We start from the raw sequence: 18,769 nt of genomic DNA on the forward strand, positions 1-18,769 counted from the left end.
GCAGGGTATGAAAAAATTATTGCTGTTAACAACCGGAGGAACAATCGCCTCAGTCGAAGGAGAAAACGGGCTTGCACCCGGGGTAAAAGCAGATGAATTGTTAACTTACGTATCAAAACTTGATAACGATTACACGATGGAAACCCATTCGTTAATGAACATCGACAGCACAAATATGCAGCCTGAGTATTGGACCGATATAGCTGAAGCCGTAAAAGAGAAATATGATGCTTATGACGGGTTTGTCATTACTCACGGCACGGACACGATGGCTTACACATCAGCCGCATTGTCTTATATGCTCCAGCATGCTGATAAGCCGATTGTCATTACAGGTTCGCAAATTCCGATTACATTTCAAAAAACCGATGCCAAAAAAAATATCACGGATGCGATCCGCTTCGCATGTGAAGGAGTGGGCGGCGTATACGTCGTATTCGACGGCAGAGTCATTCAAGGCACCCGCGCCATTAAACTGAGAACAAAAAGCTATGATGCATTCGAGAGCATTAACTATCCGTATATCGCGTTTATCACAGAGGACGGAATTGAATACAATAAACATGTGCATGTACCCGAAAACGATTCATTTACTGTGAATACATCACTATGCACAGACGTGTGCCTCCTTAAGCTTCATCCGGGACTCAAACCGGAAATGCTTGATGCGTTAAAGGGCATGTACAAAGGAATCGTCATTGAAAGCTACGGAAGCGGCGGCGTGCCGTTCGAAGGAAGGGACATCCTCGCCAAGGTCAATGAAATGATCGAAAGCGGCATTGTCGTCGTGATTACGACACAATGCTTGGAAGAGGGAGAGGACATGAGCGTGTATGAAGTCGGCCGCAGAGTCAATCAAGACCTCATTATCCGTTCCAGAAACATGAACACAGAAGCCATCGTGCCGAAATTAATGTGGGCGCTCGGCCAGTCACACAGTTTGGCTGAAGTCAAAAAAATTATGGAAACACCGATCGCAGACGACGTTGTACTGTAAAACAATGACCATCAACAAAGAGAAAGTAGGGTTTTAGCATGTCAAACGGGCAAAAAGAATATCGTCAGGAAAAAGATTTTCTTGGAGAAAAACAAATCGAAGCTGAAGTGTATTACGGAATTCAAACGCTGCGGGCGAAAGAAAACTTTCCGATTACCGGGTATCGCATCCATGAGGAAATGATCAATGCGCTCGCTATCGTAAAAAAAGCGGCAGCGCTTGCCAATATGGACGTCAAACGGCTGTATGAAGGAATCGGAAACGCGATCGTTCAGGCAGCTGATGAAATATTGGAAGGCAAATGGCATGACCAATTCATCGTCGATCCGATCCAAGGCGGAGCCGGAACGTCCATGAACATGAATGCCAATGAAGTCATCGGCAACAGGGCGCTTGAGATCATGGGGCATCAAAAAGGCGAATACATTCACCTCAGCCCGAATACTCACGTCAACATGTCTCAATCGACAAATGATGTGTTCCCGACAGCGATTCATATTTCTACTTTAAAACTTCTTGATAAGCTGCTTGACACGATGGAGCACATGCTGAGCGTATTCAGAGAAAAAGCGAAACAATTTGATTCCGTCATTAAAATGGGGCGCACTCATCTTCAGGATGCTGTGCCGATTCGTCTCGGACAGGAATTTGAAGCATACAGCCGGGTGCTCGAACGAGATATCAAACGGATTAAACAGTCCCACCAGCATCTCTATGAAGTAAATATGGGAGCGACGGCAGTGGGGACAGGGCTTAACGCTGATCCGCGCTACATAGAACAAGTCGTTAAGCATCTGGCTGAAATCAGCGGACTCCCGCTCGTCGGCGCCGACCATTTAGTGGATGCCACGCAAAACACCGATGCGTATACAGAAGTATCAGCGGCATTGAAGGTATGTATGATGAACATGTCTAAAATCGCCAATGATCTGCGCTTAATGGCATCAGGCCCTCGCGCGGGACTTGCGGAAATTTCACTGCCGGCGCGCCAGCCGGGTTCATCCATTATGCCGGGGAAAGTCAACCCGGTTATGGCAGAGCTGATTAACCAAATCGCCTTCCAAGTCATCGGGAATGACAACACGATCTGCCTCGCTTCAGAAGCGGGCCAGCTTGAATTGAACGTAATGGAGCCTGTGCTTGTGTTTAATCTGCTTCAATCGATCAGCATTATGAATAACGGCTTCCGTTCGTTTACGGATCATTGTTTAGCGGGCATAGAAGCAAACGAAAAACGTCTTCAGCAATATGTAGAAAAAAGCGTCGGCGTCATTACGGCGGTCAATCCGCATCTCGGCTATGAGGCGGCTGCGAGAATTGCCCGCGAAGCCATCATGACTGGGCAATCTGTACGGGATCTCTGCCTTCAAAATGATGTGCTGACAGAAGAAGAATTGGATATTATATTAAATCCGTTTGAAATGACAAAACCGGGAATTGCAGGAAAAGAACTATTGGAAAAATAAATTTTTAAGTAATATAGCCGCTTATTCACTGTTTTTGGTGAATAGGCGGTTGCCATACAAAGGGATGAGGAAGTATAGTATTATTTGTTATATTATTTGATGAAAGCGTTTTAGCTTTTTTCTTCTAGGGGGATTTCTTTTGAAAGAGGTTAGGTTGCCAAATTTATTGGAAATTATTATTGTTTTGGGAAGTTTTTTGGCGCTTGTCATGTCATTTACGGTTTTTCTGGACTTGCCGATTCAGCTTGCTCTTTTTATTTCTTGGTTTATTGCTATGATTCTCGGAGTCAGGCTCGGACATTCGTATAAAGACTTGCAAACCGCGATTATAAACGGGATATCGAACGGGTTGGAAGCTGTGTTAATCCTCGTTTCGGTCGGCGCCCTTATCGGAACATGGATAGCCGGCGGGGTTGTGCCGACTTTAATTTATTACGGACTCGAATTTATTCATCCTAATATCTTTCTTCTTGCGACTTTAATCATTTGTTCTATTATGTCAGTAGCGACAGGGACATCTTGGGGTACCGTAGGAACAGCGGGTATTGCGATGATTGCCATTGGCGAAGGGCTGGGAATACCGCTTCCTATTGTAGCCGGTGCCGTTTTGTCAGGCGCTTACTTCGGGGACAAGCTGTCTCCTCTGTCCGACAGCACGGTGCTTGCATCATCTCTTTCAAAGGTTGATGTACTTGATCACGTGCGGGGGATGCTGTTTTTGTCTATACCTGCGTATATCATTACAGCCATCCTTTTTACAGTGACAGGTTTTGTATATGGCGGAAAACATATTGATCTTGAGAAAGTAGATTTCTTAAAGTCTTCTTTACAGCAGACCTTTGATATTCATATTTGGATGCTCATCCCTGCTGTTGTGGTCATCGTGCTTTTGGCATTAAAAAAACCGTCCATGCCAGTCATTGTCATCGGGGCTTTGCTTGGAGCGGTATGGGCTGTTGTATTCCAGGGGATGAACATACCTGATGCGATCGGAACCGCTTATAACGGATTCTCTATTAAGACAGACGTCGAGTTTCTCAACGGCCTCTTGAACCGCGGAGGCATTACAGGTATGCTCGGCTCTCTCGTCGTTATCATATTCGGCCTCGGCTTTGGCGGTTTGCTGGAGAAAATGGGCGTGCTGCAAGTGATCGTTTCGAAGTTTGAGAAAAAGCTCACAACTCCAGGGAAAATCACGCTCTCAACGCTGATTGTAGCCTTTTTAGCCAACATTTTCGGCTGTGCAATGTATGTTTCATTGATTTTAACGCCGAAAATTATGGAAAACAGTTATGATAAACTGAATCTTGACAGAAGGATTTTATCCCGCAACGCAGAGGTGGGCGGCACGCTGACCTCAGGGATGGTGCCTTGGTCTGATAACGGCATCTATATGGCCGGCATTCTCGGAGTGTCCACGTTTTCTTACCTGCCGTTCATGTGGCTCAGTTTTGTTTCTATAGGACTTGCTTTATTGTACGGCTATACAGGGAAGTTCATTTGGTACACGAAAGAGAAATCCTTGCAATCTCAAAAACTGGGTTAGGAGGTTCATTTTATGATCACAAAGCATATGATTCGGACATTAATGATTGAAACGCCGACTGTCCCCGGAAATCTGGGAAAAGTGGCTACAGCCATCGGCATAATGGGAGGAGACATCGGGGAAGTTGAAACCGTTAAGGTCGGGCCGAACTACACGATGCGGAACATTACGGTTCAAGTCGAAAATGAAGAGCAGCTTCGGGAGGTCATTCAGGCCATTGAAGCCCTCGGAGAAGGCATTCGGCTTCATACGGTGTCAGATGAAGTGCTCTCAGCCCATGAAGGCGGCAAAATTCAGATGAAAAGCAAAATGCCGATCCGCACGTTAGCGGAGCTGGGCCGTGTGTATACGCCGGGTGTCGCCGACGTGTGCAGGCTGATTGAAAACGAACCTGAAAAAGCGTCCATTTATACGACAATCAGCAATTCAGTCGCTATTGTGACCGACGGAACGGCGATTCTCGGCCTCGGCAATATCGGTTCTGTCGCGGGAATGCCCGTCATGGAAGGGAAAGCTGCGCTTTTTGATCAGCTTGCCGGCATCAGCGGAATTCCGATTCTGCTGGATACCTCTGACCCGGAAGAAATCATTCGCACAGTAAAACATATTTCACCTGGCTTCAGCGGAATTTTGCTTGAAGATATCGGCTCGCCGCATTGCTTTGACATCGAGGACCGCCTGAAAGAAGACTTAAATATACCTGTCATGCACGATGATCAGCACGGAACGGCGGTTGTCACTCTTGCTGCTGCGATTTCGGCATGTAAAAGCGCCGGACTTGATTTAAAAGAAGCAAAGGTCGGACAAATCGGGCTTGGCGCGGCAGGAGTAGCCATCTGCCGTATGTTTATGGCATACGGAGTCAAAGCCGTTTGCGGAACGGACAAGTCAGAAGAAGCAATGAACCGCCTCGCTCAATACGGAGGCCAGCCGCTTGAAAGCATCAAGGATTTAATGGATACATGCGACATTGTCATCAGCACGACCGGAGTCCCCGGTCTGATTAAAAAAGAGTATGTCAGACAGGGCCAGGTCATTTTGGCATTGTCTAATCCGAAACCGGAAATTGAACCGGAAGAGGCGTTAGAAGCGGGTGCTGGTTATGCGGCAGACGGCCGTTCAGTCAATAATGTCCTCGGTTTTCCCGGCATTTTCCGAGGCGCGCTGAACGCCAAAAGCAAGGTGATTGACCATGAGATGCTCGTTGCTGCGGCAGAAGCCATTGCTTCTTGTACGAAGCACGGGGATCTCGTGCCGCAGCCGCTTGATCCGAAAGTGCATCAAGCCGTTGCAGCCGCCGTTGAACGTATAGCAAGAGGCAAGTAAACATGTTTACAGTACCGGATTCTCTTCCGGTGCTGTTTTTTTATGGTGAATAAGAAGCGGAATTCTTTGGCAACCTAACAGGAAGCAAAAGACGGAATAAAGAGGTGTCAATATGGATTATTTTCCGCTGATCCATACAAATATTTGGGACGCGGTAATCGGTGTTCCGGTCGTTTTATGCGTGACGCAGCTGATTAAGGTGTTCTGCCGGGTTCCGGGCTTATACGTTCCCGTCTTCGCTCTTGTGATCGGCAACATTGTTTCTATCGTTTTCGGCCATCATGAGCACGTGTATGCGGGGATTTTTATGGGGTTTTTTTACGGATATGCCGCGATGGGAAGCTATGCCTCAACGAAAACCTCTCTTCGCGCCTTCAGGACAAAACATGAACCGTATTCGTAAACATCCCGGCTGAAATCTGCTATCATAAAGGCAAAGGTAAAAAGGAGTGATTGGCAGATGGCGAAAAGCAAAGCAAGAAAAAAACGTGCGCATCTCGCAAGAAACGGAATACGGGACGCGTCATTATCACGGGGAGTGCATCCGTCCTTCAGCACGCATGAACGGATGACCAAAAGCAAAAAGGACCGGCTTCAAAACTTCAAACACAAAAAGAGGAATCCTTATGATCACTATAGTGATGGCAGGGATTCTTTTTTTTTGCCGCAATCTCGCAGCTTTCTATGAATTCTGTGTCATGTTTTCTCTTTTCTTTCATATAATCTACTAAATCAAGTCAATAGAGTATGCGGGAGGAAACGGTATGCGAAAACAATCGTATAAAGAAATGTTTTTTCGCCATGTCAAGGATCATCTGTCTCTTTATATATTTGTGTTTGTCTTGTTTTTAATGGGAGTCATCTTCGGCGCTATCATTGTCAACAGCATGACGATTACGCAAAAAGAAGATTTGTATTACTATTTAAGCAAGTTTTTCGGGCAGCTGTCAGATGGGAAGCATGCCGGCGCTTCAGAGATGTTTTGGCAGGCTGTCTTTCATGATGTAAAATACTTGGGGCTGATGTGGATTTTGGGCATATCCGTCATCGGATTGCCGGTTATTTTCATCATGGTCTTTCTAAAGGGAATTGTCGTCGGATTTACGGTCGGTTTTTTAGTGAATCAAATGGGGATGAACGGATTTTTTCTGTCATTCATTTCAGTGCTTCCGCAAAATATCGTGCTGATTCCCGCGTATCTGATTATGGGGACTTGCTCAATCGCTTTTTCGCTGAAGCTGATCAGGCAGCTGTTTGTGAAGCGGAGCCTTCATGACGCTCCGATACAGTGGTTTGGACGCTACGCCCTTGTGCTTGTTCTCATTTTGCTTTTGTCACTCCTCTCCTCACTTTTAGAAGCCTACGTGTCTCCGCTCTTCATGGAAAAGCTGTCATCACGAATTTTTTAGAATCATTATTAAAAAATAACATTTTTATTTATCAGTTTATAATAATTATAGTTGGAACTCTGCGCGTATTTTGTTATAATGGGTCATGGAATGCGGCGTAGGAGGGAAAGACATGGAAAACCGTATTGATCGAATTAAAAAGCAGCTGCACTCATCTAGCTACAAGCTTACGCCACAGCGTGAAGCGACAGTAAGGGTGCTGCTTGAAAACGAAGAAGACCATTTAAGCGCAGAAGATGTATACCTCCTCGTAAAAGAGAAATCTCCTGAAATTGGTCTCGCTACAGTATACCGTACATTAGAATTATTAACAGAATTAAAAGTCGTTGATAAAATTAACTTCGGGGACGGCGTATCCCGCTACGACCTTCGCAAAGAAGGAGCGGCCCACTTTCATCATCATTTGGTGTGTATGGAGTGCGGTGCCGTCGATGAAATTGAAGAAGATCTGCTTGAAGACGTTGAAGAAGTCGTGGAACGTGATTGGAAATTTAAAATTAAAGATCATAGATTGACTTTTCACGGCATCTGTCACCGCTGCCGCGGAAAAGAAACAGAATAAAAGCCTTTGAACCTTTTCTATCGGAAAGGGTTTTTTGCTGTTTTTATGTATAAAAGCCTATGAAATTGGCATAAGGTGTACTAACAGTTGCCAAAGAAAGGGTCGATCGTGACATGGGCAGATTCATGAAAACAGCCGTGGATACCATCAAAGTGTTTATTCTGTTCACAGGTTTTACCGCGCTGTTCTATTATGCTATGATATGGGTGAATTCAGAGTATGAAAATTATCATCGGTACGATAAGCCGGAAGGCTCCGCCGTCAAAGTAGCCGGAATGGAAAATGAGGAGAAGGAAGGCTGGTTCGGCCGGTTGATCTTTTTTTACCAAAACGGGGAGTAGATCGAGAGTGAAGGATCAAATTAAGGATTTCATCCATTATGTGAGGGTTGAAAGAGGGCTGTCCCAAAATACGATGATGTCCTATGAGCGTGATCTGAAAAGTTATTCTCTCTTTTTAACAGAAACCCTTCAGATCGCATCATGGAATGATGTGACCCGACTTCATATTATTCAATATTTAAAGCATATAAAAGACTCCGGGAAATCAGGGAAGACGTCCGCCAGGCATTTGGCGTCGATCCGTTCGTTTCATCAATTTATGCTGAGGGAAAAAGTCACTGATAAAGACCCTTCCGTACATATTGAAACACAAAAAACAGAGCGTACGCTCCCGAAAGTGCTGGCGCTGAATGAGGTAGAACTGCTGTTGGACACGCCTAAGCTTGACAGCCCGTTCGGCCTCAGGGACAAAGCGATGCTTGAACTGCTGTATGCCACAGGCATCAGGGTCAGTGAAATGATTGAGCTGAAATTGTCCGATGTCCATTTATCGATGGGGTTTGTCCGCTGCTTCGGGAAAGGCCGGAAGGAGCGGATCGTGCCGATCGGTGAAGCGGCAGCCCATGCGATAGAGGAATACGTCGGGAAAGCCAGAGGGAAACTATTAAAGAAAAACGTGACCGAAGCGCTTTTTTTAAACCACCACGGCAGGCAGATCAGCCGCCAGGGGTTTTGGAAAAACTTAAAAAAAATAGCGCTTGAAGCGGGAATCAAAAAAGAGCTGACCCCGCACACGCTCCGGCACTCTTTTGCCACGCATCTCCTTGAAAACGGAGCTGATTTGCGGGCGGTGCAGGAGATGCTGGGACATGCCGATATTTCCACGACACAAATTTATACACATGTGACAAAAACAAGGCTGAAGGACGTGTATAAGCAATATCATCCGCGCGCCTAGCGGCCTCTGCCGCAGATGCGGCGGTTTTTTTCTGTGTCCGGAATGCAGCGAAGGTTCTTATTATTTGAATTTGCATTGTCAACGGGAATGTAAACGGTTTATACTTGAGTTGTCTGACCTCTGTAAGCTACAATGAACAGATGGAAGAAAAGGAGGCTTTTATGATGTCTGAATACAAATATAAGCGTGTATTTTTAATCGTAATGGATTCTGTCGGAATCGGTGAAGCGCCGGATGCCGCCGACTTTAATGATATAGGCGCAAATACGCTCGGGCATATTGCGGAGCAGATGAACGGCTTACATATGCCGCATATGGCACAGCTCGGTCTCGGCCTGATCGGAGACATCCGCGGTGTGGAAAAAACCGAACATCCTCTTGCTTATTACGGAAAAATGCAGGAGGCGTCTAACGGGAAGGATACGATGACGGGGCATTGGGAAATTATGGGTCTCTATATCGAAAAACCGTTCAAAGTGTTTCCGGAAGGATTTCCTGATGAACTTCTGCAAGAGCTTGAAAAACGTTCAGGGCGGAAAATCATCGGAAATAAACCGGCTTCAGGTACGGCGATCTTGGACGAGCTCGGCAAAGAACATATGGAAACGGGAGCACTGATTGTATATACATCGGCAGATTCCGTTTTGCAGATTGCCGCCCACGAGGATATCGTTCCGCTTAAAGAGCTGTACGAGATCTGTGAGACGGCGAGAGAGCTGACGCTAGATCCGAAGTACATGGTCGGCCGGATCATCGCGCGCCCGTTCGTCGGTGAACCCGGCAGCTTTAAGCGGACGCCGAACCGCCATGACTATGCGCTTAAGCCATTTGGCCGCACGGTGATGAATGAGCTGAAGGACAGCGGCCTGGACGTGATTTCTATCGGGAAAATTTCTGATATTTACGATGGGGAAGGCATAACGTCTTCACGCAGAACGGTTTCTAATATGGACGGAATGGACAAAGTGATTGAAACGCTCGATGAAGATTTTACGGGCATCAGCTTTGCCAATCTCGTCGATTTTGATGCGCTGTACGGACACCGCCGCGATCCTCTCGGCTACGGTAAAGCGCTTGAAGAATTTGATGCAAGGCTTCCGGAAGTATTTGAAAAAATGAAGGAAGACGATTGTCTCATTATTACAGCTGACCACGGCAATGATCCGATCCATCACGGTACGGATCACACGAGAGAATTTGTGCCGCTTCTTGTATACAGCAAAAAGCATAAACAGGCTGAACGCTTGCCGCTTGCGGATACATTTGCCGATATCGGAGCGACCATAGCCGATAATTTCAAAACAGAAAAACCGAAATACGGAAAAAGCTTTTTATCACGATTACAGTAGGGGGACTTTTTTTGAAACAAAAAATTGAACGGGCTGCTGCATTTATTAAAGAAAACTTGAAAGAAACGCCTAAAGTCGGTTTGATTTTAGGCTCAGGGCTTGGAGTGTTAGCCGACGAAATTGAGGGAGCTGTCAAGCTTACATATGAAAATATCCCTGATTTTCCGGTCTCAACTGTAGAAGGCCACGCTGGCCAGCTTGTACTGGGAACGCTTGAGGGTGTGCAAGTCATCGCGATGCAGGGCCGCTTTCATTACTATGAAGGCTATTCAATGGACCAGGTGACGTTTCCCGTCCGTGTCATGAAGGCGCTTGGCGTCGAATCTCTCATCGTGACGAACGCAGCCGGCGGCATTAACACTGAGTTTCGCGCCGGCGATCTGATGATTATCACGGATCATATCAACTTTATGGGCACGAATCCGTTAATCGGACCGAACGAAGCCGATTTCGGAGCAAGATTCCCTGATATGTCAGAAGCCTATGACAAACAGCTGTCAAGCTTAGCTGAAACAACAGCAAATGAGCTAAACATCCCTGTTCAAAAAGGCGTGTATACGGCGGTTACGGGGCCTTCCTACGAAACGCCCGCCGAGGTGCGCTTTTTAAGAACGATGGGGTCTGACGCTGTCGGAATGTCGACTGTTCCGGAAGTCATCGTCGCAAACCATGCCGGTATGCGCGTTCTCGGTATTTCCTGCATTTCTAATGCGGCTGCCGGTATCCTTGACCAGCCGTTATCTCATGATGAGGTAATGGAAATGACAGAAAAAGTGAAAGGCGGCTTTTTGAAGTTAGTAAAAGCTGTTGTCGCCCGTTCTCAATCATAATGAATTAACCAAGACAGCTGTTTCTTATGAAGCAGCTGTTTTTTTGAACCTTCTAAACGAAATATTTTCCATATGAGGCGTATAAAACCACCCGGCTTGGAAAAAATAAAAAGGATTATGAAATGGAGGGCTTTGGAGATGAAACGTCTTATATCCACTATGTTGATTGGTATCCTAATAACTGCATCAGCACCGTCCGCATTTGCAAAGCAGGACGGAAAACATACATCGGAGCTTGCTCACGAAGCCAAGAGCGCCGTGCTGATTGAGCGTGATACGGGAAAAATTCTTTACAATAAGAACAGCCGAGAGCGGCTGGCGCCCGCCAGCATGACAAAAATCATGACCATGCTTTTAATCATGGAAGCGCTGGACAAAGGGAAAATCAAAATGAGCGATAAAGTCAGAACGAGTGAACACGCCGCATCGATGGGCGGATCGCAGATATTTCTGGAGCCGGGCGAAGAAATGACCGTCAAAGAAATGCTGAAGGGTATTGCGATTGCTTCAGGGAATGATGCATCTGTTGCTATGGCTGAGTTCATCGCAGGTTCCGAAGAGGATTTTGTCAGTCAGATGAACAAAAAAGCAAAAGAACTGGGATTGAAAAATACATCCTTCAAAAACCCGACCGGATTGCCGGAAGAAGGCCATTACAGCTCTGCCTATGATATGGCCAAAATGGCGAAGGAATTATTAAAGTATGATAAAATCACTCAATTTACGGGAACGTATGAAGATTATTTGAGAGAAGATACAGATAAAAAGTTTTGGCTTGTCAATACAAACCGGCTGATCAAATTTTATCCTGGAGTAGACGGTGTAAAAACAGGTTATACAGGTGAAGCGAAATATTGTTTAACCGCTACCGCCAAAAAAGGCAATATGCGTGTCATTGCGGTTGTTTTTGGGGCGAGCACACCGAAGGAGAGAAACGCTCAAGTTACCAAAATGCTTGATTATGCCTTCAGCCAGTTCAAAACACATCCTCTGTATAAACGAAATCAAACCGTCGGGGCAGTTAAAGTGAAAAAAGGGAAGCGGAAGCTGATTAAGATGACCACTTCAGAGCCGATCTCCCTGCTTGCCAAAAAGGGCGAGAACATGGACAAGATAAAAAAAGAAGTAAAGATTAACGGCAGCATTACGGCTCCGATTAAAAAAGGAGACGTGCTGGGCAGCCTCGTTCTGAAAAAGGACGGTGAGGTGCTCGTTGAAAGTCCTGTAACTGCGAAAGACGACATGGAGAAAGCGGGCTATCTCACTTTCCTTAAGCGGACAATGGGAGATTGGACAAAATTTAAATAATCGTGCCGAACGGACACTAGTTTTGTCATAGTGAAGGAATTGCTCCCCGTAAAATCGAAACACTCATTATCCGATCATATCAAGGAGGAATGAGCATGAGCCTTGGAATTGACTTTCATGTCAAAGAAACCGTGCTTTGTATTCGATTATCAGGTGAACTTGACCACCATACGGCGGAGTCCCTAAAACAAAAGGTTGCTGAATCGCTGGAGAGAGACGGCATCTGTCACATTGTGCTGAACCTTGAGGATCTTTCCTTTATGGACAGTTCCGGCCTCGGTGTTATTTTAGGACGGTATAAACAAATTAAGCAGCTCGGCGGAGAGATGGTTGTGTGCGCGATTTCGCCTGCGGTGAGACGACTGTTTGACATGTCGGGCCTGTTTAAAATTATCAGGTTCGAACAATCTGAACAAAAAGCACTTTTAACTTTGGGGGTGGCATCATGAAAAACGAGATGCACCTTGAATTTTCCGCCCTCAGCCAAAACGAATCGTTCGCGCGCGTAACGGTGGCTTCCTTTATCGCGCAGCTTGACCCGACGATGGACGAGCTGACGGAAATCAAAACGGTCGTATCAGAAGCAGTAACCAATGCGATCATCCACGGATATGAAGAAAACTGCGACGGTAAGGTGTACATTTCTGTCACGCTTGAGGATCATGTCGTGTATCTGACCATTCGTGACGAAGGGCTTGGCATCGCAGACCTTGAGGAAGCACGCCAGCCTTTGTTTACGACAAAACCCGAGCTGGAACGCTCCGGAATGGGCTTTACCATTATGGAGAATTTCATGGATGATGTCACGATTGATTCCTCGCCGGAGATGGGGACGACGATACGCTTAACAAAGCACCTATCAAAAAGCAAAGCGCTTTGTAATTAAGGAGATTTGTTATGGATGTGGAGGTTAAGAAAAACAGTAAAAACGCGCAGCTGAAGGACCATGAAGTCAAAGAATTAATCAAAAAGAGCCAAGAGGGCGACCAGCAGGCAAGAGACCTCCTCATAGAAAAAAACATGCGTCTTGTTTGGTCTGTCGTGCAAAGGTTCTTAAACAGGGGCTATGAGCCGGACGATCTGTTTCAGATCGGCTGTATCGGATTGTTGAAATCCGTTGATAAATTCGATTTGTCCTACGATGTCCGTTTTTCAACTTATGCCGTGCCGATGATTATCGGAGAAATCCAGCGGTTTATCCGTGATGACGGAACCGTCAAAGTATCAAGGTCGTTGAAAGAGCTTGGCAATAAAATCCGCCGGGCCAAAGATGAACTGTCTAAAATATACGGAAGAGTGCCGACCGTCCAGGAAATTGCGGAGCATTTAGAAATTGAAGCAGAGGATGTCGTGCTCGCGCAGGAAGCGGTGCGGGCGCCTTCATCCATTCATGAGACGGTATATGAAAACGACGGCGACCCGATTACCCTGCTTGATCAAATCGCAGACCATTCGGAAGAGAAGTGGTTTGACAAAATCGCATTAAAAGAAGCCATCGCCGATTTAGAAGAACGGGAAAAACTCATTGTCTACCTCAGATACTACAAAGACCAGACACAATCGGAAGTGGCCGAGCGTCTTGGTATTTCCCAAGTGCAGGTATCAAGGCTTGAGAAAAAAATACTGAAGCAGATAAAAGTGCAAATGGATCATACGGAAAGCTAGCCTTTTAGGGGCCGGCTTTTTTTATTTGTATACGTGATGGTAATTTATGGTCTTTTGCCGCTGATGAATGAGAACAAAAGTGAACCACATACTACATATATAACCACCCGAAAGATGGTGATGCAAGATGGAAAGACGAATATTTATCAGGCTTCGCCACCGTGTGAAGGCACACCTCGGAGACATCATAACAGTCGGCGATGCAGCGCAAATTGCCGGACAGCACAAGCTGAAGAAAAAGCTATCAGCCCTGCCGCTGTATCAGGTGACAAAAAAAGATAAAAATATCGTCGTTTTGGATATCATAAAAGTGCTGAAGGCCATTCATGCGGCTTTCCCATCCCTCGATATACAGACGGTCGGCGGCGCTGAAACGATAGTGGAAATTCATTATCAAAAGAAACACCTGTCAGCCGTTCTGTTTGTCGCCGTCTGGCTGCTGCTTTTTGTCGGATCATGCCTCGCCATTATGAATTTTCACGAAGATGTCAGCATGAGGGAGGTTCATATCGCCTTATATGAAATCATAACAGGGGAACGGAATGACTATCCTTATCTGCTTCAAATTCCGTACAGCATCGGTCTCGGCCTTGGGATGATCGTCTTTTTTAACCACATCTTCAAAAAGCGCCTGAATGAAGAACCAAGCCCGCTCGAAGTTGAGATGTTTAACTATCAGCTCGATCTCGATCATTATGTCGCGATGCACGAGAATCAAGAAACAACGAAAGATCTGCATGATCGTTAGCATTCTTTTCGTTATGTTTGTCGGGCTCGGCGGGGGATTAACCGTAGGAGCGGGCTTTGTGGCTTTTCTGACCGTTATGGGAATCATGCCCCGTCTGATGCAGCTGACAAAAACAATGCGGTTTGTACAGGCTTATGAAGCGGCCGTTATCGCAGGGGCGGTGTTCGGCGGCTGGGAAACATTAAATATGAATCATTTTTTTTTATCTGAATGGCTTGCCGTTCCGATCGGGCTTTTGGCCGGCGTATTTATCGGCATGCTGGCCGCTGCGCTTACAGAAGTGCTGAATGTGCTTCCTATTCTTGCTAAGCGGATCGGCCTCGGCAGTAAAATCATCATTCTCTTGATGGCCATTGTGTTCGGCAAAATAGCCGGCTCTTTATTTCATTGGCTGTATTTTATCCATCATTCATAAGGAGGAACCACGGTGACAAACTTAAAAGAAAATTACAAAACAAAAGTGAAAGACTATCAGCCCAAACCGCCATACGTCTGGAATTGTGTCAAAGCCTTTCTGATCGGCGGTTTTATCTGTCTTATCGGACAATTTCTGCAAGATTTTTACATTCATTTTTTTAATTTTACTGAGAAAACAGCCGGAAACCCGACTTCAGCAACCCTTATTTTACTTTCAGCCCTGCTAACCGGATTTGGCATTTATGACAGGCTCGGACAATTCGCGGGGGCAGGTTCAGCCGTGCCGGTTACGGGCTTTGCGAACAGTATGACAAGCGCCGCTCTGGAACACAGAAGTGAAGGACTCGTTCTCGGAGTAGCGACGAACATGTTTAAATTAGCGGGAAACGTTATTGTGTTCGGCGTTGTGGCGGCTTACATTGTAGGCTTGATACGGTTTGCTTGCGAAAAACTGTTTTCATAGGAGGAGAAAAGAAGGATGAAATTGACCGGAAAGCAAACCTGGGTGTTTCAAAACCCTGTATTTATAAATGCGGCGGGAACGTCTGCCGGACCGAAAGAAAAAGACGGACCGCTCGGCTCGCTGTTTGATAAGACGTACGATGAAATGCATTGCAATCAGAAAAATTGGGAAATGGCAGAACGCCAATTAATGGAGGATGCCATCAACTCTGCTTTGCAAAAAGAAAGTTTGAAAAAGAGTGACATCGATTTGTTATTGGCCGGAGATCTTTTGAATCAGAACGTGACAGCCAATTATGTCGCAAGGCATTTAAAAATACCGTTCCTCTGTATGTTTGGCGCCTGTTCGACGTCAATGGAAACGGTTGCCGTAGCCTCTGCGCTTATTGACGGCGGCTTTGCCAATCGGGCTATTGCGGCGACAAGCAGCCATAATGCGACGGCGGAGCGCCAATTCCGCAACCCGACGGAGTATGGCGGGCAAAAACCGGATACCGCCACTTCGACAGTTACTGGGGGCGGAGCTGTCATCATCAGTCAAACCCCTTCCGATATTCAAATCACAAGCGCGACTGTAGGAAAAGTAAGTGATCTCGGCATTACCGATCCGTTTGATATGGGCTCTGCGATGGCGCCGGCCGCTGCTGATACAATCAAACAGCATTTGCAGGATTTAAACCGCACGGCTGATGATTATGATTTGATTTTAACGGGAGATCTCTCAGGAGTCGGCTCACCAATCGTGAAAGATTTGCTCAAAGAAGAAGGGTATCCGGTCGGAACGAAACATGATGACTGCGGACTTCTCATCTATACACCTGATCAGCAGGTGTTTGCGGGGGGGAGCGGCTGTGCCTGCTCCGCGCTTGTCACTTATACACACATTTTTAACCAATTAAAAGCAGGGCTGCTGAAAAGGGTTCTCGTCGTGGCAACCGGTGCGCTTTTAAGCCCGACAATGATTCAGCAAAAGGAAACGATTCCGACCATTGCCCACGGGGTTGTATTTGAGCGTGCGGGAGGTGCATCGTAAATGGAATATCTTTTGGCTTTCGTATGCGGCGGAATCATATGTATTATCGGCCAGCTCCTTTTAGATATTTTTAAACTGACACCCGCTCACGTCATGACTTCCTTTGTGGTCATCGGCGCCTTGTTAGACGGTTTCGGCATCTATGACAAATTTATTGAATTCGCGGGAGCGGGCGCCACTGTTCCCATCGTCAGCTTCGGGCACAGCTTATTGCACGGCGCCATGAATCAGGCTCATGAACACGGATTTATCGGCATCGGCATGGGAATTTTTGAACTTACATCCGCCGGGATATCTTCAGCTATTTTATTCGCATTTCTTGTAGCCGTTATTTTTAAACCGAAAGGATAATGCCTGATGACGACGAAACGTAAGGTCATCCTTGTGACGGATGGTGACGTATACGCCGCTAAAACCATTGAATTTGCCGCGATGAAAGTCGGCGGACGCTGTATTTCCCAATCAAAGGGCAACCCGTCAACAAGAAGCGGACCGGAACTAGTGAAGCTCATTAAAGCTGCGCCGCACGACCCGGTGTTTGTGATGTTTGACGATTCCGGCCTTCAAGGAGAGGGACCGGGGGAAACGGCGCTTAAATATGTCGCCACCCATCATGACATTGAAGTGCTGGGGGTCATTGCTGTTGCGTCTAAAACCCATCAGGCTGAATGGACAAAAGTCGATGTCTCTATTGACCGTGAAGGAGAAGTGACGGAGTTTGGCGTCGATAAAATCGGAATGAGAGAAATGGACGAGCACAGAATGAGCGGCGACACGGTATATTGTCTGGATAAGCTTGACGTTCCCCTCATCGTTGGCATCGGAGATATAGGGAAAATGGGTCGAAAAGATGATATTACAAAAGGCTCACCCGTCACGATGAAAGCTGTTGAATTCATTTTAGAAAGGAGCGATTTTCATGGCGAAAAAACCGGAAAAAGACATGATCAAAGTATACCGGGATCCTAGAAAAAATGAAGAATATTTTAAAAACCGTGTCGGTATGGGGACGAGCTATGACGTCGGCGTCCGAAAAGTTTATTTATTAGACCGTGAAGTCCAAATATACTTCGTCAACGGTCTGAGCGATACGTTATTTATCATCCATTTATTAGAACAGCTCGTGGATGTGAATAACTATGATGAAAACTCAGATGAAGCGGTTGACGTTGTGGAAAATCGTCTTGTCAACCAGCAGGTCCAAAAGGTTAAAACGTTGGATGAAGCAACGGACCAAGTGCTGTCAGGGCTTATTGCCGTTATCGTGGAAGGCGCCGGCTTCGCATTTGTTGTCGATGTCAGAAGTTACCCCGGACGCACGCCTGAAGAACCTGATACTGAGAAAGTCGTCCGGGGGGCAAGAGACGGTTTTATCGAAAACATCGTCATTAATACGGCGTTAATCAGAAGAAGAATCCGAGACGAGCGGCTGCGCATCAAAATGACGAAAGTCGGGGAGCGCTCAAAAACGGATATCGCCATCGTTTATGTTCAGGATATTGCAGACCCCGATCTGGTCAGCATCGTCGAGAATGAAGTGAACGCCATTGACATTGACGGCCTGACGATGGCTGATAAAACGGTTGAAGAATTTATCGTCAAGCAAGGTTACAATCCATTCCCGATGGTCAGGTACACGGAACGTCCCGATGTGGCCGCCAATCATATTTTGGAAGGGCATGTCCTTATCGTTGTCGATACATCACCGAGCGTTATTATAGCGCCGACCACTATTTTTCACCATATTCAGCATGCGGAAGAATACAGGCAGGCGCCTTCTGTCGGCACATTTTTAAGATGGGTCAGATTTTTCGGCATCATCGCCTCAACTGTTCTGCTTCCGATATGGTTTCTCTTTGTGCTGGAGCCGTCCCTTCTCCCTGAGAGGCTGGATTTTATCGGCTTAAATAAAAATACGCATATTCCGATTATCCTGCAAATCTTTTTGGCTGACTTGGGAATTGAGTTTCTCAGGATGGCTGCGATCCATACACCGACAGCTTTATCCACCGCCATGGGGTTGATTGCGGCGGTATTAATCGGACAAATCGCCATAGCGGTCGGGCTGTTTTCATCCGAAGTGATTCTTTACGTTTCAATCGCCGCCATCGGTTCATTTACGACACCGAGCTATGAGCTCAGCCTCGCCAATAAAATGCTTCGGCTCATTCTGATGATTCTCGTCGCCATCTTCCATGTAAAAGGTTTTGTTATCGGATTTACATTGCTGTTAATAGTGATGGCAAGTATCCGCTCATTCCACACTCCGTATTTATGGCCGTTTTTGCCGTTTAACGGAAAGGCGCTATGGCAGGTGCTTGTCCGCACGACTGTTCCCGGAGCGAAAGTCAGGCCGAGCATCGTTCATCCTAAAGACCGCCAAAGACAGCCGAGTAATTCATAATCGCATTG

The 18,769-nt window shown here is 46.3% G+C and carries 23 protein-coding genes; all 23 read left to right on the forward strand.

Features of this window, described 5'->3' with window-relative positions; genetic code table 11:
• Positions 1–7: 7 nt before the first annotated feature.
• Positions 8–997 (forward strand): type I asparaginase, encoded by a 990-nt coding sequence (locus tag KY305_RS12705; protein WP_223062847.1) that lies wholly within the window; start codon positions 8–10, stop codon positions 995–997.
• A gap of 38 nt (positions 998–1,035) precedes the next feature.
• Positions 1,036–2,463 carry an aspartate ammonia-lyase gene (gene aspA, locus KY305_RS12710; protein WP_223062848.1) on the forward strand — a complete coding sequence of 476 codons (1,428 nt, stop codon included), beginning with the start codon at positions 1,036–1,038 and terminating at the stop codon, positions 2,461–2,463.
• Between the two features lie 139 nt (positions 2,464–2,602).
• A complete protein-coding gene (nhaC, locus tag KY305_RS12715; RefSeq protein ID WP_223062849.1) occupies positions 2,603–4,009 on the forward strand; it encodes a Na+/H+ antiporter NhaC in 1,407 nt (468 codons plus the stop codon).
• A gap of 12 nt (positions 4,010–4,021) precedes the next feature.
• Positions 4,022–5,335: an NAD-dependent malic enzyme gene (locus KY305_RS12720; protein WP_214798811.1), complete on the forward strand. Its 1,314-nt coding sequence runs from the start codon at positions 4,022–4,024 to the stop codon at positions 5,333–5,335.
• Positions 5,336–5,447: 112 nt separating this feature from the next.
• Positions 5,448–5,738: a hypothetical protein gene (locus KY305_RS12725; protein WP_223062850.1), complete on the forward strand. Its 291-nt coding sequence runs from the start codon at positions 5,448–5,450 to the stop codon at positions 5,736–5,738.
• Positions 5,739–5,795: 57 nt separating this feature from the next.
• On the forward strand, positions 5,796–6,023 hold the full coding sequence (locus KY305_RS20060) for a hypothetical protein (RefSeq protein ID WP_262417740.1): 228 nt from the start codon (positions 5,796–5,798) through the stop codon (positions 6,021–6,023).
• 76 nt (positions 6,024–6,099) lie between these two features.
• The gene (spoIIM, locus tag KY305_RS12730) at positions 6,100–6,744 is read left to right on the forward strand and encodes a stage II sporulation protein M (RefSeq protein ID WP_223062851.1); all 645 of its coding nucleotides are present in this window, start codon (positions 6,100–6,102) and stop codon (positions 6,742–6,744) included.
• Positions 6,745–6,856: 112 nt separating this feature from the next.
• Positions 6,857–7,306 (forward strand): ferric iron uptake transcriptional regulator, encoded by a 450-nt coding sequence (gene fur / locus KY305_RS12735; RefSeq protein ID WP_223062852.1) that lies wholly within the window; start codon positions 6,857–6,859, stop codon positions 7,304–7,306.
• Between the two features lie 113 nt (positions 7,307–7,419).
• Positions 7,420–7,647 carry a YqzK family protein gene (locus KY305_RS12740; RefSeq protein ID WP_223062853.1) on the forward strand — a complete coding sequence of 76 codons (228 nt, stop codon included), beginning with the start codon at positions 7,420–7,422 and terminating at the stop codon, positions 7,645–7,647.
• Positions 7,648–7,654: 7 nt separating this feature from the next.
• Positions 7,655–8,545, forward strand: a complete 891-nt coding sequence (xerD, locus tag KY305_RS12745; RefSeq protein WP_223062854.1) for a site-specific tyrosine recombinase XerD — start codon at positions 7,655–7,657, stop codon at positions 8,543–8,545.
• 164 nt (positions 8,546–8,709) lie between these two features.
• Positions 8,710–9,894, forward strand: a complete 1,185-nt coding sequence (deoB, locus tag KY305_RS12750; RefSeq protein ID WP_214798828.1) for a phosphopentomutase — start codon at positions 8,710–8,712, stop codon at positions 9,892–9,894.
• An 11-nt stretch (positions 9,895–9,905) separates the two neighbouring features.
• Positions 9,906–10,724, forward strand: coding sequence for a purine-nucleoside phosphorylase (locus KY305_RS12755; RefSeq protein WP_223062855.1), 819 nt, complete (start codon positions 9,906–9,908; stop codon positions 10,722–10,724).
• A 138-nt stretch (positions 10,725–10,862) separates the two neighbouring features.
• Positions 10,863–12,032, forward strand: a complete 1,170-nt coding sequence (locus tag KY305_RS12760; RefSeq protein WP_223062856.1) for a D-alanyl-D-alanine carboxypeptidase family protein — start codon at positions 10,863–10,865, stop codon at positions 12,030–12,032.
• A 95-nt stretch (positions 12,033–12,127) separates the two neighbouring features.
• Entirely contained in the window at positions 12,128–12,481 is a 354-nt protein-coding gene (gene spoIIAA, locus KY305_RS12765) for an anti-sigma F factor antagonist (protein ID WP_223062857.1), read from the forward strand.
• Positions 12,478–12,918 (forward strand): anti-sigma F factor, encoded by a 441-nt coding sequence (gene spoIIAB, locus KY305_RS12770; protein WP_061520885.1) that lies wholly within the window; start codon positions 12,478–12,480, stop codon positions 12,916–12,918. The genes spoIIAA and spoIIAB overlap by 4 nt, the downstream gene beginning before the upstream one ends.
• A gap of 11 nt (positions 12,919–12,929) precedes the next feature.
• The gene (gene sigF / locus KY305_RS12775; RefSeq protein ID WP_214798837.1) at positions 12,930–13,697 is read left to right on the forward strand and encodes an RNA polymerase sporulation sigma factor SigF; all 768 of its coding nucleotides are present in this window, start codon (positions 12,930–12,932) and stop codon (positions 13,695–13,697) included.
• 127 nt (positions 13,698–13,824) lie between these two features.
• Entirely contained in the window at positions 13,825–14,445 is a 621-nt protein-coding gene (locus KY305_RS12780) for a stage V sporulation protein AA (RefSeq protein WP_223062858.1), read from the forward strand.
• Positions 14,435–14,860 (forward strand): stage V sporulation protein AB, encoded by a 426-nt coding sequence (locus KY305_RS12785; protein ID WP_223062859.1) that lies wholly within the window; start codon positions 14,435–14,437, stop codon positions 14,858–14,860. Before KY305_RS12780 ends, KY305_RS12785 begins: the two co-directional genes overlap by 11 nt.
• Positions 14,861–14,872: 12 nt before the next feature.
• Positions 14,873–15,325: a stage V sporulation protein AC gene (spoVAC, locus tag KY305_RS12790; RefSeq protein ID WP_214798846.1), complete on the forward strand. Its 453-nt coding sequence runs from the start codon at positions 14,873–14,875 to the stop codon at positions 15,323–15,325.
• Between the two features lie 15 nt (positions 15,326–15,340).
• The gene (gene spoVAD, locus KY305_RS12795; RefSeq protein ID WP_223062860.1) at positions 15,341–16,357 is read left to right on the forward strand and encodes a stage V sporulation protein AD; all 1,017 of its coding nucleotides are present in this window, start codon (positions 15,341–15,343) and stop codon (positions 16,355–16,357) included.
• The gene (gene spoVAE, locus KY305_RS12800) at positions 16,358–16,708 is read left to right on the forward strand and encodes a stage V sporulation protein AE (RefSeq protein WP_223062861.1); all 351 of its coding nucleotides are present in this window, start codon (positions 16,358–16,360) and stop codon (positions 16,706–16,708) included.
• A gap of 6 nt (positions 16,709–16,714) precedes the next feature.
• Positions 16,715–17,326, forward strand: coding sequence for a stage V sporulation protein SpoVABEA (gene spoVAEA, locus KY305_RS12805; protein ID WP_223062862.1), 612 nt, complete (start codon positions 16,715–16,717; stop codon positions 17,324–17,326).
• The gene (locus tag KY305_RS12810; protein ID WP_223062863.1) at positions 17,277–18,761 is read left to right on the forward strand and encodes a spore germination protein; all 1,485 of its coding nucleotides are present in this window, start codon (positions 17,277–17,279) and stop codon (positions 18,759–18,761) included. The genes spoVAEA and KY305_RS12810 overlap by 50 nt, the downstream gene beginning before the upstream one ends.
• The last annotated feature ends 8 nt before the right edge of the window (positions 18,762–18,769 follow it).

This window comes from Bacillus sp. YC2 (assembly GCF_019891195.1).
In the GTDB taxonomy this organism is placed as follows: Bacteria; Bacillota; Bacilli; order Bacillales; family Bacillaceae; genus Bacillus.

Bases quoted from the DNA above. Each gene is read 5' to 3' on its own strand.
- KY305_RS12705 (WP_223062847.1), top strand. From the start codon at position 8: ATGAAAAAATTATTGCTGTTAACAACCGGAGGAACAATCGCCTCAGTC.
- aspA (WP_223062848.1), top strand. From the start codon at position 1,036: ATGTCAAACGGGCAAAAAGAATATCGTCAGGAAAAAGATTTTCTTGGA.
- KY305_RS12720 (WP_214798811.1), top strand. From the start codon at position 4,022: ATGATCACAAAGCATATGATTCGGACATTAATGATTGAAACGCCGACT.
- KY305_RS12725 (WP_223062850.1), top strand. From the start codon at position 5,448: ATGGATTATTTTCCGCTGATCCATACAAATATTTGGGACGCGGTAATC.
- KY305_RS20060 (WP_262417740.1), top strand. From the start codon at position 5,796: ATGGCGAAAAGCAAAGCAAGAAAAAAACGTGCGCATCTCGCAAGAAAC.
- spoIIM (WP_223062851.1), top strand. From the start codon at position 6,100: ATGCGAAAACAATCGTATAAAGAAATGTTTTTTCGCCATGTCAAGGAT.
- fur (WP_223062852.1), top strand. From the start codon at position 6,857: ATGGAAAACCGTATTGATCGAATTAAAAAGCAGCTGCACTCATCTAGC.
- KY305_RS12740 (WP_223062853.1), top strand. From the start codon at position 7,420: ATGGGCAGATTCATGAAAACAGCCGTGGATACCATCAAAGTGTTTATT.
- deoB (WP_214798828.1), top strand. From the start codon at position 8,710: ATGTCTGAATACAAATATAAGCGTGTATTTTTAATCGTAATGGATTCT.
- KY305_RS12760 (WP_223062856.1), top strand. From the start codon at position 10,863: ATGAAACGTCTTATATCCACTATGTTGATTGGTATCCTAATAACTGCA.
- spoIIAA (WP_223062857.1), top strand. From the start codon at position 12,128: ATGAGCCTTGGAATTGACTTTCATGTCAAAGAAACCGTGCTTTGTATT.
- spoIIAB (WP_061520885.1), top strand. From the start codon at position 12,478: ATGAAAAACGAGATGCACCTTGAATTTTCCGCCCTCAGCCAAAACGAA.
- sigF (WP_214798837.1), top strand. From the start codon at position 12,930: ATGGATGTGGAGGTTAAGAAAAACAGTAAAAACGCGCAGCTGAAGGAC.
- KY305_RS12780 (WP_223062858.1), top strand. From the start codon at position 13,825: ATGGAAAGACGAATATTTATCAGGCTTCGCCACCGTGTGAAGGCACAC.
- KY305_RS12785 (WP_223062859.1), top strand. From the start codon at position 14,435: ATGATCGTTAGCATTCTTTTCGTTATGTTTGTCGGGCTCGGCGGGGGA.
- spoVAD (WP_223062860.1), top strand. From the start codon at position 15,341: ATGAAATTGACCGGAAAGCAAACCTGGGTGTTTCAAAACCCTGTATTT.
- spoVAE (WP_223062861.1), top strand. From the start codon at position 16,358: ATGGAATATCTTTTGGCTTTCGTATGCGGCGGAATCATATGTATTATC.
- spoVAEA (WP_223062862.1), top strand. From the start codon at position 16,715: ATGACGACGAAACGTAAGGTCATCCTTGTGACGGATGGTGACGTATAC.
- KY305_RS12810 (WP_223062863.1), top strand. From the start codon at position 17,277: ATGGCGAAAAAACCGGAAAAAGACATGATCAAAGTATACCGGGATCCT.